Annotated in this window: 13 protein-coding genes; all 13 read left to right on the top strand. The window is 49.9% G+C overall.

From position 1 onward, the window contains the following. The first annotated feature begins 6 nt into the window (after nt 1-6). The 13 genes from pgm (at nt 7) to ABGI61_RS13105 (ending at nt 17367) form a co-directional block, all read left to right on the top strand. Complete coding sequence (gene pgm / locus ABGI61_RS13165; protein WP_347601813.1) at nt 7-1656, top strand: phosphoglucomutase (alpha-D-glucose-1,6-bisphosphate-dependent); 1650 nt, start codon at nt 7-9, stop codon at nt 1654-1656. Between the two features lie 153 nt (nt 1657-1809). Continuing rightward, nucleotides 1810-4293 (top strand): glycogen/starch/alpha-glucan phosphorylase, encoded by a 2484-nt coding sequence (locus ABGI61_RS13160; protein WP_347601811.1) that lies wholly within the window; start codon nt 1810-1812, stop codon nt 4291-4293. A 142-nt stretch (nt 4294-4435) separates the two neighbouring features. Further along, entirely contained in the window at nt 4436-5314 is an 879-nt protein-coding gene (locus ABGI61_RS13155; protein WP_347601809.1) for a hypothetical protein, read from the top strand. A 61-nt stretch (nt 5315-5375) separates the two neighbouring features. Then, nucleotides 5376-6158 (top strand): SAM-dependent methyltransferase, encoded by a 783-nt coding sequence (locus ABGI61_RS13150; RefSeq protein WP_347601807.1) that lies wholly within the window; start codon nt 5376-5378, stop codon nt 6156-6158. Next, on the top strand, nt 6148-6714 hold the full coding sequence (locus ABGI61_RS13145) for a GNAT family N-acetyltransferase (protein WP_347601806.1): 567 nt from the start codon (nt 6148-6150) through the stop codon (nt 6712-6714). Before ABGI61_RS13150 ends, ABGI61_RS13145 begins: the two co-directional genes overlap by 11 nt. Before the next feature lie 82 nt (nt 6715-6796). Next, a complete protein-coding gene (locus ABGI61_RS13140; protein WP_347601805.1) occupies nt 6797-7066 on the top strand; it encodes a hypothetical protein in 270 nt (89 codons plus the stop codon). Nucleotides 7067-7203: 137 nt separating this feature from the next. After that, nucleotides 7204-8823 carry a GGDEF domain-containing protein gene (locus ABGI61_RS13135; RefSeq protein WP_347601803.1) on the top strand — a complete coding sequence of 540 codons (1620 nt, stop codon included), beginning with the start codon at nt 7204-7206 and terminating at the stop codon, nt 8821-8823. A 149-nt stretch (nt 8824-8972) separates the two neighbouring features. Further along, entirely contained in the window at nt 8973-10613 is a 1641-nt protein-coding gene (locus ABGI61_RS13130; RefSeq protein ID WP_347601801.1) for a GGDEF domain-containing protein, read from the top strand. 74 nt (nt 10614-10687) lie between these two features. Then, nucleotides 10688-11743: a succinylglutamate desuccinylase gene (gene astE, locus ABGI61_RS13125; protein WP_347601799.1), complete on the top strand. Its 1056-nt coding sequence runs from the start codon at nt 10688-10690 to the stop codon at nt 11741-11743. Between the two features lie 317 nt (nt 11744-12060). After that, nucleotides 12061-13245 carry a thiamine pyrophosphate-dependent dehydrogenase E1 component subunit alpha gene (locus ABGI61_RS13120; protein WP_347601797.1) on the top strand — a complete coding sequence of 395 codons (1185 nt, stop codon included), beginning with the start codon at nt 12061-12063 and terminating at the stop codon, nt 13243-13245. Continuing rightward, the gene (locus tag ABGI61_RS13115) at nt 13245-14222 is read left to right on the top strand and encodes an alpha-ketoacid dehydrogenase subunit beta (protein WP_347601795.1); all 978 of its coding nucleotides are present in this window, start codon (nt 13245-13247) and stop codon (nt 14220-14222) included. Before ABGI61_RS13120 ends, ABGI61_RS13115 begins: the two co-directional genes overlap by 1 nt. Nucleotides 14223-14233: 11 nt before the next feature. Beyond that, a complete protein-coding gene (locus ABGI61_RS13110) occupies nt 14234-15799 on the top strand; it encodes a dihydrolipoyllysine-residue acetyltransferase (RefSeq protein WP_347601793.1) in 1566 nt (521 codons plus the stop codon). A gap of 92 nt (nt 15800-15891) precedes the next feature. After that, nucleotides 15892-17367, top strand: a complete 1476-nt coding sequence (locus ABGI61_RS13105) for a Ycf46 family AAA ATPase (protein WP_347601791.1) — start codon at nt 15892-15894, stop codon at nt 17365-17367.

Below are 17367 nucleotides of genomic sequence, written 5' to 3'. Positions count from 1 at the left end.
AATGCTATGTCTTTACACCCGCTGGCCGGCCAACAGGTGCCGCCATCGCAGCTGCCCAATATCAGCCGTCTGATGACTGCCTACTATGTGCTGGAGCCTGATGTACACACCCGGCCTGAGCACAAAGTGGCGTTTGGTACCTCAGGCCATCGCGGCAGCGCGCTAAGCTGCTCCTTTAATGAACCTCATGTGCTGGCCATTTGTCAGGCTATTGCCGATTATCGCAAAAAGCAGGGTATTACCGGGCCGCTGTTTTTAGGCAAAGATACCCACGCCTTATCTGAAGCCGCTTTTGCCAGCGCACTGGAAGTGCTAATTGCCAACAAAATTCAGGTGTGTATTCAAAAAGACTTAGGCTATACGCCAACACCGGTGATTTCGCACGCCATTTTAACGCAAAACAAAGGTGCCAGCGCACAACTGGCCGATGGCATAGTGATTACACCATCGCACAACCCGCCGCAGGACGGTGGCATTAAATACAACCCACCGCATGGCGGGCCCGCCGATACTGACGTGACAAACTGGATAGAGCAGCGTGCCAATGAGCTTTTAAGCAAAGACTTAGAAGGCGTGAAAATGCAGCCCTATGCGTTGGCACTGCAGTCTGGTTATTGCCAGCATATCGACTATATCCAGCATTATGTGGATGATTTAGAAAACGTTATTGATATGGCGGCTATCGCTAAAGCCGGTATTAAAATTGGTGTCGATCCGATGGGTGGCTCGGGTCTGGCTTATTGGCCGCGTATTGCCGAGCGTTATGGCCTGAACATCACCGTAGTCAACGACAAAATTGACCCGGCCTTTGGTTTTATGCCCCTGGATAAAGACGGCCAAATCCGTATGGACTGCTCGTCGGCCTATGCCATGGCCAACCTGATTCAGCTCAAAGATCAGTTTGATATCGGTATAGGTAATGATCCGGATTTCGACCGCCACGGCATTGTTACCCGCAGTGGCGGCCTGATGAACCCGAACCATTATCTGGCGGTGGCAATAAATTATTTGCTGGCCAACCGTCCAAATTGGGACCCCAGCCTGGCGATTGGTAAAACGTTGGTGTCCAGCGCGTTAATTGACCGGGTTGTGGCGGCGCGGGGCAGACAACTGCTTGAAGTCCCGGTTGGTTTTAAATGGTTTGTCGACGGCCTGCATCAGGGCACTATTGCCTTTGGTGGGGAAGAAAGCGCCGGCGCCAGTATGTTAAGGCTGGATGGTACTACCTGGTCTACCGATAAAGACGGCATTATTCTTGGCCTGTTAGCGGCAGAAATGCTGGCTAAAACCGGCGTCGATCCCTATGTGCAGTATCAGGGCTTAACAAAAGAGCTGGGTTCGCCGCTGTATCGCCGTTTAGATGCACCGGCTACGGCAGCACAAAAAGCCGCGCTGAAAAAACTGGATGTCAGTAGCGTGGCGCAAAAAACGTTGGCTGGCGATGCGATTTTGGCGGTGCTGAGCAAAGCACCGGGTAATAACGCCGATATTGGCGGTGTTAAGGTGGTGACGCAAAACGGCTGGTTTGCCGCCCGGCCATCCGGCACTGAAAATGCGTATAAAATTTATTTAGAGAGTTTTGTCGACCAGGCGCATTTGCTGCAGTTAGAGCATGATGCCAAGGCATTTGTTGAATACGTATTCAGTAATAGCTAAGTTACTGAATCTGCAGTGAATTTAACTGTAATTAAATTACATTCACTGCCGTAGTTTTTGCCTTGAACGCCGATTTAAGGTATGTTTTTGTAATTATGTTACATATAACGCTTTGCTGCTGCCCGCCCGGGCAGCACATTATCAGGATCGGTCATGAAAAAACACGCAACCGCTGCTGCTCCGGCGCTGGAGCAAACCAGCACTGAACAATTAAAACAGCAAATTATCCGCCATCTGCATGCCACTTTAGGCACCGATGTCAACAAAGCCAGCCCGCAAGCCTGGTGGCGCGCCACTTGCGCCGCAGTGAATGAGCAGGTCTATGATGGCCTGCGTAATACTCAGCGTACGCATTATGAGAAAAACACCCGCGCGCTGCATTATTTTTCGCTGGAATACCTGATGGGGCGTTTGTTCAGCAACAACCTGCACAACCTGGGGCTGTATGCCCAGGCGAAGCAGGCACTGTCAGAGTTGGGGCTGAATATCGCTGATCTGGAAGATCAGGAAGAAGACATGGCGCTGGGTAACGGCGGTTTGGGCCGGCTGGCGGCCTGTTTTATCGATTCACTGGCCACCTTAAACTACCCGGCCATTGGTTATGGTATTCATTATGAGCACGGCCTATTCCAGCAAAGCTTTCAGGATGGCCGGCAAATAGAGCGGCCAGACAGCTGGCGTGAGTACGGCAACCCTTGGGAGATCTGCCGGCCAGAGTCAGTGCAGGAAATTTCGGTGTATGGCTATGTCGAGACGGTTTACGACTTGCAAGGCCGGATGAAAAAAGTCTGGCACCCGGGCCGTATTATTAAAGGTGTGCCTTGGGATATTCCGGTGGTGGGCTATAACGGCAGCTCGGTAAATGTACTCAGGCTGTGGGAAAGCCGTGCCAGTGACTTCTTCAACTGGGACGTGTTTAACTCGGGCGGTTATATTGACGCGGCGCGCGAGAATATCGAAGCCGAAACCATTTCTAAGGTGCTATACCCGAATGATGAAACCGACGCCGGTAAAGAGCTGCGTTTAATTCAGCAGTACTTTTTTGTTTCCTGTTCACTTAAAGACATTATCCGCCGTTATAAGCGGGCGCACGGCGATGACTGGAGCGATTTTACCAAGCAGGTGGTGGTACAGTTAAACGACACCCACCCGGCGGTGGCGATTCCGGAGCTGATGCGTATTTTAGTTGACCGGGCAGAAATGCAGTGGGACCAGGCCTGGGCTATCTGTCAGCAGGTATTTGCCTACACTAACCATACCCTGCTGCCAGAAGCATTAGAGAAATGGCCGGTACGCTTATTTGAAAAAGTGCTGCCGCGCCATTTAGAAATTATTTACGAGATTAACCGTCGCTTCCTGGTTGAGCAGGTTGATGTGCTGTGGCCAAACGACAACGAGAAAAAGCGCAAGCTGTCGATTATTGAAGAAGGCCATGAGCCCATGGTACGCATGGGGCATTTGTCGGTGGTCGGCTCGTTCCGCGTTAATGGCGTAGCTGAGATCCACTCACAGCTGGTGAAATCTGACTTGTTTCCTGAGATGGTGGCACTATGGCCGGATAAATTTACCAACGTCACTAACGGCGTTACGCCGCGGCGCTGGTTAAAAGCCTGTAACCCCAAGCTGGCTAACCTGCTGGATAAACATATTGGTAGCGACTGGCCAACCGATTTAAAGCAGCTGTCGAAGTTTGCGGCCTACGCCGATGATGCTGCGGTGCAGGATGCCTTTATGGCCATTAAGCAGCAAAATAAAGCCGAGCTTGCCAGCGTAGTGAAAAAGCTGACGCATATTGATATCGATCCGCACGCTATTTTTGATATTCAAATTAAGCGCCTGCATGAATACAAGCGGCAGCACTTAAATTTACTGCATATTCTGGCGCTGTACCGCCGCATTTTGCAGGAGCCCGATTACGACATGGTGCCACGCGTTTTCCTGTTTGGCGCCAAGGCGGCGCCGGGCTATAAGCTGGCAAAAGAAATTATCTACGCCATTAATAAAGTGGCCGAGAAGATTAACCACGATAAGCGGGTGAAAAACCGCCTTAAAGTGGTGTTTATGCCCAACTACCGCGTAACGCTGGCCGAGAAGATGATCCCGGCGGCCGATGTGTCAGAGCAAATTTCAACCGCTGGTAAAGAGGCCTCCGGCACAGGCAATATGAAGCTGGCGCTGAACGGGGCTATAACCGTAGGCACGCTGGATGGCGCCAATATTGAAATTGCCGAAGAAGTGGGCAGCGACAATATTGCTATCTTTGGTTTAACCGTAGACGAGGTAAAAGCGCTGCATGCCAAGGGCTATAACAGCCTGGACTATTACTACGCTAACCCGGAGATAAAAGCCATTTTAGACTGGCTGGAAACCGATTACTTTACCCCGGGTAAGCCGGGCGAGCTGTCGGCGATAAAGCGCAGCCTGCTTGAAGGGGGTGACCCTTATCTGGTATTGGCCGATTTTGACAGCTACTGCAAAGCGCATGAGAAAATTGACCAGTGGTATCGCGATAAATCGCTGTGGGCGAAAAAGGCCATGTTAAACACTGCTTCGGTCGGCAAATTCACCTCAGACCGGTCAATTGAAGACTACGTCAGCCGTGTGTGGCAATTGGAAAAGTGCCCGGTTAAACGTTAAGCGCTAGATCCGAGTGCTAAGTGCTCCTCAAAAGCCTGTGTGACCACAGGCTTTTTTTATCAGCCAAATATCATTAAACGCTCAGGCCCGTTAGATAAAAAGCCGCTACCTTGTCAACGCTATTTATCGAGCCGGGGTTTTTATGCTGCGTTATCCGCGTTATAAATCGATGTTATTGGTTAGCGGTTTGCTAGGTGCTGCCAATTTTGCCCACGCGCAGGCTATACCCGAGCAGATAAACTGGGGCATTAATACCGCGCCGCCATTTCATATCGTTGATGGGCCCTATAAGCAGCAGGGCTTATGTGATGTGCTGATTGACAGCGTGCACCGCTATTTACCCGCACTGAAAAAGCGCCGCGAAGTCTTACCGCAGCCACGCATTGGTCGCGCACTGGAGCGCTCAGAAAACCTGTGCTTTGCCTGTATGATAGCCAAGCCACAGGGCGAGCAGGGCGCTTATTACAGCCGGCCAACCCATGTGTATACTCCGCATCACATTATTACCAACGACAAAACCGCCAGCCTGATTAAACAGCGTTACCCACTGCCGGTGCCACTGGCCGACTTACTGGCCGACGAGCAGTTGCAGTTTGGCTATCCGGCCGGGCGGCGCTACGGTGTGTTACAACCATTAATTGAAGGCCTGGATAACCGGCCCGGCAACCGGCTGGTGCGCTCGGGCGATAACGGCCCACTGGCCATTTTGCAGATGATTGCCTCAGAGCGGCTGGATTACACCGTGGATTACAGCATGATTAGCCGTTATTACCAGCTCACCAATGGCTCATCGCTTACGCTATTACCCATCGCCGAGAACCACCAGCAGGCTGTTGTCGGGGCTATAGGCTGCAGTAACAGTGCCTGGGGCAGAAGTGTGATTGAGCAGATAAACGCGGTAATGCCGCAAATTCATGCCGATGCCGAGTTTGTGCAAAGCCTGCAGTTCTGGCTGGATGACACCGGCAAAGGCCAGTATTTACGCTACAACCGTCAGCAGCTGAAAAAATTAAAACCCTGATAACTTGCCCGCTGCGTTATTAAGGCCTTATAGTAGCGAAAAAAAAGCACAAGGAGCACAAGTGCAAGGCAGTTTAGTGTGTACAGGCACCGGCATCACATTGGGCAGCCATATCAGCCCGCTTTCCCGTAGTTATATCGAACAGGCCGACGTGGTGTTTGTGCTGGTGGCTGATGGCATTACCGAAAAATGGATAGAGCAAATGAACGCCGATGTGCGCTCGTTGCAGCCGTATTACCAGGAAGGTAAATCACGCATGATCACTTACCGTGAAATGGTCGCTGCTATGCTGGCCGAAGTTACCGCCGGTAAAAAAGTGGTCGGTGCTTTTTATGGTCACCCCGGCGTATTTGCCTGGGTGCCGCACAATGCCATTAAGCAGGCCCGCGAGCTGGGTTATAACGCCCATATGGAGCCTGGCATATCGGCTGAAGACTGCCTGTATGCCGATTTAGGCATAGACCCCGGCACCTATGGCTGCCAGCACTATGAAACCAGCCAGTTTATGTTTTATAAACGTAACATTGATACCGCGGCCTATTTAGTGCTGTGGCAGGTGGGTGTGGCCGGCGATCGCTCTTTGGCAAAGTTTTCCACCGATGCGGCCTATCGCAATGTATTACTGACCCTGTTAAAAGACTATTACCCGGAAGACCACCAGGTGATTTTATATGAAGCCTGTTGCTTGCCGATACAGCAACCACGGATTGAATACCTGCCGCTGAGTGCCTTACCCGACGCGAAAATGGATTTAAAAACCACCCTTGTTATTCCGCCTGCCACAACGATGCAGGTTAATACCGAGCTGTTGCGTCAACTTGAGCTGTTAGCTGTTGAGCACTGAGGCAACGGTGCAACATCAGCATTGCTATGACACCGCGCTGTTTGGCAACGCACATTCTGAACGGCTAACGCTAAGTGCTTTAGCCCTGGATGATCAGGCGCTGTACTGTGCGGTAATGACAAACCCAGGCTGTATGTCTTACGTTGGGGCACAGCTAACCCCCTGTCAGGCACAGCGCAGCTTTAATGCGGCACTTGAGTTAACCCGACAGCAACCGCCCACACGGTTTTATTTGAAGGTAATGTGCCGGGCCACTGCACAGCCGGTAGGTATTGCGGCAATAAACCAGCTGGATTTAACAGCGGGCACAGCAGATATCGGCCGTATGTTACTGCCGGCATGGCAGGGCAAGGGGCTTGGTACTGAGCTAAGCCAACTGTTAATACGTTGGCTGCACACAGAGCTTAATATTAGCGGTTTTAGCAAACATATTCGTGCAGGTAACCAGGCGGCGATACAGTCAGCACTTAAGCTTGGCTTTGTGCTTGTTGGTACGTCAACGGGGGCAGACGGCCACAGCGTGCAAAAATACCTGTTGTCTGTCACGGCCGGTTAACGCAATACCATTTGCATAAATGGTCAAGAGCGATTATTTTGCCTTACTAGCGTGAAATTAATAAAAACAACAGGGAGATATTATGGATAACGTAATCAGTTTAATAGAGCGACTAGGTGCCGATAGCCGGTTAAATGCAGATATTGTCGCGGCATTAAACAGCCAGTCGCTTGAATCAGCCGATATTGCTGCGGCACTTCGTGATGCCGATATTACCAAGCTGGAAATGCTGCTAAATGTAAAAAATAAAATTGTCTGTATGATTTTTCCGGTTGAGGAACCCAAAGATAAACCAGATCAACCAGATGAAGACGACGAACCCGAGCAGTCTAAAGCGTCCATAGCAATTTAGTATCAAACATGTCTGCAAAGCTCAGGATATTTACGGCAGTAGCTGCGTTACTTTTAGCTACTGCCGCTTTATGTTCAGACGCTCTGGAAAGTAAGCAAAATTATCTTGATGAACTAAATCGACTCGATGATCTTCGATTGGCTGATTTTAGCCAGTTTCAACAGCGGCTGGCAGCGCTAAGCCAGGCTAGTGAGCATTTAACCCAGCAAGAGCTTGATTATCTGGTGCTGTTACAAGCCAGTGAGCATGCTCTGCGCAGTAACTTTGCTGCGACTAAAACGGTACTTGAAAGCAGATTAAAGCTTATTACCGATGAAAATCTTAAAGTTCGCGCTATAGCACTGCTGGTCAATTCAAGTGTAGTTGCACGGGATTATGCAACTGCATTTGAGTATTTTGAGCTGCTTTTGAACAATAATGCCGTTATTACTGATGAAAAAGCGGTAGTTCAGCGCCTTGGTGTAGTAGCGTTGCTGTATATCAAGTTACGGAAGTTTGAACTTGCACAATATTACTTGAAAGATATTGATGCATTGCCAATAACTGCTGTCAGTCTGTGCCGTTTATATACCCAAAAAATTGAAGCATTAGCCGCTACCGCATCGATATACGAATTTGACAACGTCTCCCAAACGGGTCTTGATTTGTGTATCGACAACAATGAGACCATACCTGCAGGTTTTATCGTTACTGAGATCATCAGGTTTAATGCGGAGAAAGGGCGCTACAAAGAGGCCGTTAATGCTTACTACTCGTTTAAAGATCAAACCCACGCTACTGGCTACAACTTCCTGATTGCCAAACTGAATGCCTTTGCTTCGGTTGCGTTTTTCGAAAATGGTAATACAGATCAAGCCATTGAGCTTGCAAAACAGGCGTTAGTATTGTCTAAAGATAGCATTGCAGGAATACCAGCAATAGAGGCGAGCCGCTCTTTGTATGAGATTTTCAAGTCAGAAGGAAAATTTCAGGATGCGTTAAATTACTTAGAACTTTTTCAGAAAACTCAGAAAGAGTATTCAGATGATTTGTATGCACAGTTATTGGCATACAACTTAGCTAAAGGTGAAATAGAAGTAAAAAACCAGCGTATTGCCCTATTAGATAAAGATAATGAAGTACTGGCACTGCAACGCGATTTATATGAGCAGGAAGCGCGGCAAAACCGCTTGTTAGTGTTAATTTTAGCCGCCGTATTATTGCTGGCCAGTGTTTTGGCCTACCGTGGTATGACCGGCCGCCAGCGCTTTAAAAAGATTGCCGAATACGACCAGCTTACCGGTGTCAGTAACCGGTACCACTTTAACAACCAGGCCCAGATAGCGCTGGATTATTGCGATAAAAATGCCAAACCGGTAGCGCTGATCTTGTTCGACCTGGACCACTTTAAACAAATTAACGACGCGCACGGCCATGCTGCGGGTGACTGGGCACTGCAGGCGGTAGTAAAAACCTGCCGCAACTTTATGCGTAATAACGACGTGTTCGGCCGCATTGGCGGTGAGGAGTTTGCGGTGCTATTGCCTGGCTGTCAAACCGATAAAGCCGCACTTTTAGCTGAGATTTGCCGCGATGCCATTGCCAGCATAGATTGCAGCGACAGTGGTTTTGATTTTCCGCTGACGGCCAGCTTTGGTGTCAGTGGTTCTGACACCTCCGGCTATGTACTAAAACAGCTACTGGCCGATGCAGATGTCGCTATGTATCGTGCTAAGGCGGCTGGACGAGACCAGGTAATTAGTTTCGAAGCGGAGTAGTGTCGTTGTTAAACCTGCTGCTGACCCTAAGGAAGCCAATACAGGCCTCTTATAAGCATACTCTCAGGCTTTACTGGCTTGAACCCGCGCTGTTCTTATTGCTTTATGTTTTTGTATTGTTCACTCCCGGTGTTATCGCAAGTGAACGTTTGGAGCGTCTTGACGATTTAAAAGTTACGGATGTAAAAGCGTTTAAACAGCAACTAGCTGAATTTGAGAGTAAAACTGATAGCTTGTCATCATCAGAGCTAGGTTATCTGCAGTTATTACAAGGCTATAATATGACCTTGTCGGGAGACTTCAACGGTGCGCAAAAGCATTTAGAATTTTTGTTACATCAGCAGCTCGAGCCCGAAATCTTATTTCGAGTCAAAGCAATGCTTATTAATGTGCAGGCCATCACGCAAAATTATCGCTCGGCTTTTACGCTGCTACAGGAAATTACACAGCAGCTTCCTGATATAGATAATGTCCGCGCAAAGGAGCATGGGCTTAGCGTTATTGCTTATACTTACAACCAACTAGAGCAGTTTGCTACTGCAAAATTCTATGCGCAAATGCTACTGGATATTGCGGTATCTGAGCGCGCCAGGTGTCATGCAAACCATCATCTTTTAGAGTCTTTATATGGCCAGAGCGATTGGGCAATGTTTCACGCGCTACTCGAGCCAGCTATTGCACATTGCCTGCAGTTCAACGAACAAGTGTTTGCTAATCTGATCCGGATTAAGCAGCACAGTTATCTGCTCAGTATTGGTGATGTTCAGAAAGCTGAAACTTATTATCAGACTTATAAAGATGGAGTACACAATATTGGTTATCCGCTTCTTATTGCCAGTGCTGCAGCTTTAGCTGCAAGGACCGCAGTAAAGCTTGGTAAGATAGATACCGCATTGAGCTTGGCCGATATGGCGTTGAGCCATCAGGATACTAATCAATTTAGCTTGCCACTGATAAACACCTATACAGCGTTATCCGAGGCACATGAAGCAAACCAAGACTATAAATCTGCTTTGTACTTTCAGACCAAACTCCGTGACGCTTTAAAGGCAAACAGCGATAACCGTTTTGCGCAGCAACAAGCTTACTATCTGGCACGAGCTGAAGTGGATGTAAAAAATCAGCGTATAACCTTATTAGATAAAGATAACCAGGTGCTGGTATTACAACGTGATCTGTACGAGCAAGATGCACAGCAAAACAGGTTATTAGTGTTGGTATTAGGTGCCATTGTATTGTTGGCCAGTGTTTTGGCCTACCGAGGCATGACTGGGCGCTACCGCTTTAAAAAGATTGCCGAGTACGACCAGCTTACCGGGATAAGTAACCGTTATCACTTTAATAAACAGGCGCGCCTGGCACTGCAGTATTGCGAGCAAAATGCTAAACCGGTGGCGGTAATACTGTTTGATTTAGACCACTTTAAACAAATTAACGATTTACATGGCCACGCCGCAGGGGACTGGGCACTGCAGGCGGTGGTAAAGACCTGCCGAAACTTTATGCGTAATAACGACGTGTTCGGCCGCATTGGCGGAGAGGAGTTTGCGGTGTTGCTGCCAGGCTGTCAAACCGACAAAGCCGCGCTTTTGGCCGAGATTTGCCGCGATGCCATTGCCAGCATAGATTGCAGCGACAGTGGTTTTGACTTTGTGCTTACCGCCAGCTTTGGCGTGAGTGGCTCAGGCACCTCTGGCTATATACTAAAACAGCTGCTGAGCGATGCCGATAATGCCATGTACCAGGCTAAAGCAACCGGGCGCAATACCGTAATGGCCTTTAGCAACTAAAAGCGCCGTCAGCGTTTTGTCTGCTGGCGTAATGGGTTAGAATTTGCTGCAACCGTATTTCAGGGAGCAGGCGCATGGCGCAAACCTTAACATCACTTATGCCGGACGGCGATTTTCTTGCACTTACTTTAGCCAACCCCGATGGACTGGCACCGGCACAGTTTACTCTGGCTGACGGCACCGAAGTCAGCATTTGGGACACCGGTGTAATTTGTTTTGAACCCGCCCAGCCGGGCAATAAAGACATCGTCTTATCCTGTGGCGTACACGGCAATGAAACGGCGCCCATTGAAATATGCGCCGAGCTGGTGCAACAGCTGTTAGCAGGAAAACGAGCACTAAAACACCGTTTGCTGGTGCTGTTTGGTAACCCTGCGGCGATTAATGCCGGTACCCGCGAAATTACTGAAAACCTCAACCGGTTATTTTCTGGTCATCACAGCATGGGCGCCGGGTTAATTAACGCCGAGCGCAAGCGTGCCAAGGCTTTGGAAGACTATGTTAGCCGCTTTTACGAAGCGTCACGCGTAACTAACTCGGTGCCGCGTAACCGTTATTTGTATGATTTACACACCGCCATTCGCGGGTCACGCTTTGAGAAATTCGCCGTTTATCCGTTCTTACACGATAAGCCGTGGCAAAAAGCCGAGTTTGAATTTTTACAGGCCTGTGATGTCACCACCGTGCTGTTAATGCAAACGCCGGCGTCAACCTTTAGCTACTATGCCTCTAACAGCCACGGCGCTGATGCCTTTACCATTGAGCTGGGTAAAGTACAGCCTTTTGGCAAAAACGACATGAGCCGCTTTGCCAAAGCACGCGAGGCGATACATCAGCTGGTAAGCCATGACAGTGTGCAAACCATGCCTTTTGACGAGCAGCAGTTTCACTTGTATCAGGTATACCGCGCCATTAATAAGCAAACGCAGGCGTTTAAGCTGCACTTTGCTGATGATGTAGAAAACTTTACCGCTTATCCGGTGGGGACTTTGCTGGCAACAGACGGTGACACAGAATACCGGGTAGAGCGCGAAGGTGAGGCGATTATCTTCCCTAATGCTAAAGTCGCTATCGGTCAGCGCGCCATGTTAATGGTGGTGCCAACGACAGTGGCGCATAACCTGGCCTAAGACTGTGGAGGGCTGCAAATAGCGGCAAACTGGCTTAAGAGTAAATTTATGCTGACAGTCGCTGTGGCCTGACCCTGTGGTAATAGGTTGCTTTGGTTGCAATGCAGTTTACGTAAAGGTAAAGTTGCCGCCGATAACAAACAGAACAAACCGGTGCAGGGCAATACACTGCACAAAACGGGGAGCGCGGCAAAGCCGCTATACTGAGTGCCTGTGATAATAAGTACCAGTGAAAATAAGTACCAGTGCGGCGGGGTAATTCCTCGCCAGCGGTACTGACCACATGTCTAACACGTATAACAAACAAGAGACACCCTATGACTAACCCAAATAACGCCACCATCACCACGGTGCACACTGCAGAATTTACTGCCGGTGATGCGTTAAAAATTCCGACGCTGCGTATCCTGCGTGATGATGGCAGCCTGTATGAAGGCGCCGTTGCACCAGATCTGGACAAAGCCACTGCGCTAAAGATGTACGACACCATGGTATTTATCCGGGTGTTGGACGAGCGTATGCTGGCCGCGCAGCGTCAGGGCCGTATCAGCTTTTATATGCAGTGTTTAGGTGAAGAAGCCGCAACAGTAGGCAGTGCCGCCGCGCTGGACGACAAAGACATGATTATGGCGCAGTACCGCGAACAAGGGGCGCTGAGGTATCGTGGCTTTACGCTGGAACAGTTTATGAACCAGCTGTTCTCTAACGAGAAAGATTTGGGTAAAGGCCGCCAGATGCCAGTGCATTATGGCAGCAAAGACATTTACTACATGACCATCTCATCGCCGCTGGGCACACAAATTCCGCAGGCCAGTGGTTATGCCTATGCGCAAAAGCTGCGTGGTCTGAACAACACCACCATCTGTTACTTCGGCGAGGGTGCGGCCTCTGAGGGGGATTTCCACGCTGGCCTGAATATGGCGGCGGTGCACAAAGCGCCGGTGATTTTTTTCTGCCGTAACAACGGTTACGCCATTTCTACCCCGGCGAATGAACAGTTTGTTGGTGACGGTATCGCTTGTCGCGCTGTGGGGTATGGTATGAAAGCGCTGCGGGTTGATGGTGCCGATATTTTAGCGGTATACCACGCAACCAAGATGGCACGCGAGCATGCACTGGCTACCAACGAGCCGGTATTAATTGAATCTATCGCCTATCGTTTAGGTGCCCATTCATCGTCTGATGACCCCAGCGGCTACCGCTCGAAAGAGGAAGAAGAAAAGTGGCGGCAAAACGACCCTATTTCGCGCTACCGCTTATGGCTGATTGAGAAAGGCTGGCTCAATGATGCTGACGACAAAGCCACTATCGAAAAGCTGCGCACCGAGATTTTGGATGCCTTAAAAGTGGCGGAAAAAGTGGCCAAGCCAGGCATTGAGCACTTAATTTCAGATGTGTACGCCGAGCCTATTCCGGCCTTACAACAACAATTAGATGAGTTAAAAGCGCATATCCGTAAATATCCGGATGCGTATCCGGTAACGGCGGGGAGATTAGACTAATGGCAAAAATGAATATGTTGCAGGCCATTAATAATGCGCTGGATTTAGCCATGGCCAAAGATGATGGTGTGGTATGTTTTGGTGAAGACGTTGGCCATTTTGGTGGCGTATTTCGTGCCACCAGCAAGCTGCAGGAAAAATACGGCAAAGCGCGCTGCTTTAATACGCCGTTAACCGAGCAAGGTATTGCCGGTTTTGCTAACGGTATGGCGGCACAGGGCATGAAACCGGTGGCAGAAATACAGTTTGCCGATTACATCTTTCCGGCCTTTGACCAGATCGTTAACGAAACGGCGAAGTTCCGCTATCGCTCGGGTAATGAGTTCAATGTCGGCGGTATTGTATTTCGCAGCCCCTACGGCGGCGGTATTGCCGGTGGCCATTACCACAGCCAGTCTCCTGAAGCGTACTTTGCCCACACGCCGGGGTTAAAAGTGGTGATCCCGCGTGACCCTTATCAGGCCAAAGGTTTACTGTTAGCGGCTATTGCCGATCCGGATCCGGTGATTTTCTTCGAGCCGAAAAAGCTGTATCGCGCCTCTACTGGCGAAGTGCCGGAAGACTACTACGAGATTGAGCTGGGCAAAGCCGAAGTGACACAGCAAGGTAAAGATGTCACTGTGCTGGCCTGGGGCGCGCAGATGGAAATCGTGCAAAAAGCGGTAGAAATGGCAGAGAAAGAAGGGGTGTCCTGTGAAGTGATCGATCTTCGCAGCATACTGCCGTGGGATGCCGATACGGTAGCCGAGTCAGTGAAGAAAACCGGCCGGTTAGTGATTAACCACGAAGCGCCGTTAACCGGCGGCTTTGCCGGCGAAATTGCCGCGACTATCCAGAAAATGTGCTTTTTACACCTGGAAAGCCCGATTGAGCGGGTCTGTGGTTTAGACACACCGTACCCGCTGGCACTGGAAAAAGAATACGTGGCCGATCATTTAAAAACTTACGAAGCCATTATGCGCTCGGTTAACTTCTAACGGAGGCAGAGATGAAAAAAGATTTTATTCTGCCGGATATCGGTGAAGGCATCGTTGAGTGTGAGATTGTCGAGTGGCTGGTCGCCGAGGGCGATACCATTAAAGAAGACCAACCGGTATGCGATGTGATGACCGACAAAGCGCTGGTGCAAATACCGGCGGTGCATGATGGTATCGTCAGTAAGCTGTATTACGCCAAAGGCGATATTGCCAAAGTGCATGCGCCACTGTTTGAAATGCAGCTGGCCGGCAGCGCTGCGACAACGCCGGAAGCGAAACAACAAGCTGTTGCGGCTAACGCAGCTGCAGCTGCGCCTGTAGCATCGGGTGCTGCCAGCGAAGACTTTATTTTACCTGACATTGGTGAGGGTATCGTCGAGTGTGAAATTGTCGACTGGCTGGTCAAAGAAGGCGATGACATCGTTGAAGACCAACCGGTGTGCGATGTGATGACCGATAAAGCGCTGGTGCAAATACCGGCCAAGTACTCTGGTAAAGTCACTAAGCTGTATTATGCCAAGGGTGATATTGCCAAGGTGCACTCTCCGCTATTTGCTATGAGCCATGCCGGTACTGCGGCGGCGCAGCCTGCGCAGCAAACGGTTACGGCTTCAGTTGCCACGCAAACTACTTCTGCGCCAGCCGCTGTTACACCGGCAGCTCAGGGCAAGGCACTGGCCAGTCCGGCGGTACGCCGTTTAGCCCGTGAGCTGAATATCGATTTAAGCAAGGTGCGTGGCAGTGGCGATAAAGGCCGGGTGTACAAAGAAGATGTACGCGCTTTTGCTGAAGGTAAAACCGCTGTTGCTGCACCTGTGGCGAAACCGGCTGCGCAGCAGGCGAAAGCTGCCGCGCCGATGATGGCAACCGGCGGTAGCCGGGTTGAGCCAATTAAAGGCATTAAAGCGGCAATGGCACGACAGATGGTAGAATCGGTATCAACCATACCGCACTTTACCTACTGCGAAGAGATTGATTTAACGGAGCTGATTGCACTGCGCTTAAGCTTAAAAGAACAATACGCCAAGCAGGGTGTAAAACTGACCATGATGCCGTTTTTTATTAAGGCATTGTCGCTGGCCATTAAGCAATTCCCCATCATGAACAGCCAGGTTAACAGCGATTGCACTGAACTGACCTATTTTGATGATCATAATATCGGCATTGCGGTCGATTCAAAAGTCGGGCTGTTAGTGCCTAACATTAAAGGCTGTCAGAGTAAGTCGATTGTCGATATTGCTAACGAGTTAACCCGTTTAACCGAGCAGGCACGCGAAGGCCGCGTGAGCCCGGCCGATTTAAAAGGCGGTACTATCAGTATTTCCAATATCGGCGCTTTAGGCGGTACGGTGGCTACGCCGATTATCAATAAACCTGAAGTGGCAATCGTGGCACTGGGTAAGGTGCAGGCGCTACCGCGCTTTAATGCCAAAGGCGAAGTAGAGGCGCGGCAGCTGATGCAAATAAGCTGGTCGGGCGATCATCGCGTGATTGATGGTGGCACCATAGCGCGCTTTACCAATCTGTGGAAGCAATACCTGGAGCAGCCAGCCAGTATGTTGCTGACAATGCAATAAGCTGTTGTATTAAGCTGTCGTATAACTTGGCAGCCTGATGGCTTTCTGATAAAACCCACTCATTGCAGTGGGTTTTTTGTTTAAGGGCACGGATGTACGAATTTGATGATTTGCGGGTGTTAGTGCAGGCACACAGCCCGCTGATAGTTATTGAAAGCTATGAAGAGCCGCGTGCGTTGATGCTGATAAAACGCCTGGCGGTGAATTTGATGCGGCCGGTATTTAAATGGACCATTACCGACGGCCTGCAGCGGCTTGACAGCGAGCAGGGCGCGCAGGCGTTTAATGCTGACCCGACCAACCTGCTTGCACAAATTAAAGGCACCCGTAACAGCGGCATTTATGTGTTATGTGATTTTCATCCGTTTTTAGCCGAGCCTAAGCATGTGCGCTACATCAAAGAAATTGCCCAGGCGCATGAGCAATCAGGCCATACCCTGATTTTACTCAGCCATGCTATAAGTATTCCGCCTGAGCTAAGCAGGTTATGTTATCGCTTTGAGTTAAGTTTGCCATCTGATCAGCAAATTCGCCAATTAGTGCACGAGATGGCCGATAGCTACGCCGCCAAAACCGGTATGCTGGCAGAGCTGACGGCTGAAAATGTGGCGCTGTTGGTACAAAATTTACGCGGTTTAACCTTTGATGAGGTAAAACGGCTGGCGTATAAAGCAATAGCGGACGATGGTGCTGTGACCAAAGCTGACATTCCGCGCATTAACCGGGCGAAATTTAGTTTGTTGCAAACCGATGGTGTATTAAGCCAGGTGTTTGATAGCGCCAGTTTTGCCAATGTCATTGGCCTGACCAATTTAAAACAGTGGATAGCCCAGCGCCAGCAGGCTTTTCTGGAGCAAGCCCCGATTGATAAGGCTAAGGATACGCCCAAAGGCCTGTTGTTAACCGGCGTGCAGGGGACGGGGAAAAGTTTGGCTGCCAAAGCCATAGCAGGCAGCTGGCATTTACCGTTATTAAGGCTAGATATGGCGGCACTGTACAACAAGTACATCGGTGAAACCGAAAAGAACCTGACGCAAGCGCTGGCACTGGCTGATGCTATGTCGCCCTGCGTGTTGTGGATAGATGAAATAGAAAAAGGCCTCTCCTCTGGCGATAATGACAATGGCGTGTCGCGCCGTTTGCTTGGCAGCTTTTTAACCTGGTTGTCAGAACGCAAATCACAGGTGTTTCTGGTGGCTACAGCGAATAATATTCATGATTTAGCGCCGGAGCTGCTGCGAAAAGGCCGCTTTGACGAAATCTTTTTTGTCGATTTACCCACCGAGCAGGAGTGTATGCAGTTACTGCAGTTGCACCTGGCAAAGCGACAAATGTCTCTGAGCGATACAGAGTTAAGTTCAGCGTTACCGCTGTGCCGTGGTTTTTCTGGTGCTGAGCTGGAGCAGGCAGTGGTCGGCGCCGGTTATCGGGCCCGCGCCAGTGGCAGTGCGTTTAGTCTGGCGCACCTGATGGACGAACTAGCCGCAACGCAGCCACTATCGGTAGTAATGGCAGAGCAGGTCAGCGCCTTGCGACAATGGGCGCAGTCACGCTGTGTAAAGGCCTGA

Source organism: Rheinheimera fenheensis (assembly GCF_039871805.1).
Classification (GTDB): Bacteria; Pseudomonadota; Gammaproteobacteria; order Enterobacterales; family Alteromonadaceae; genus Alishewanella; species Alishewanella fenheensis.
Note: the sequence above shows the minus strand (reverse complement) of the source record. Positions and strands in the feature narration are given on the sequence as shown.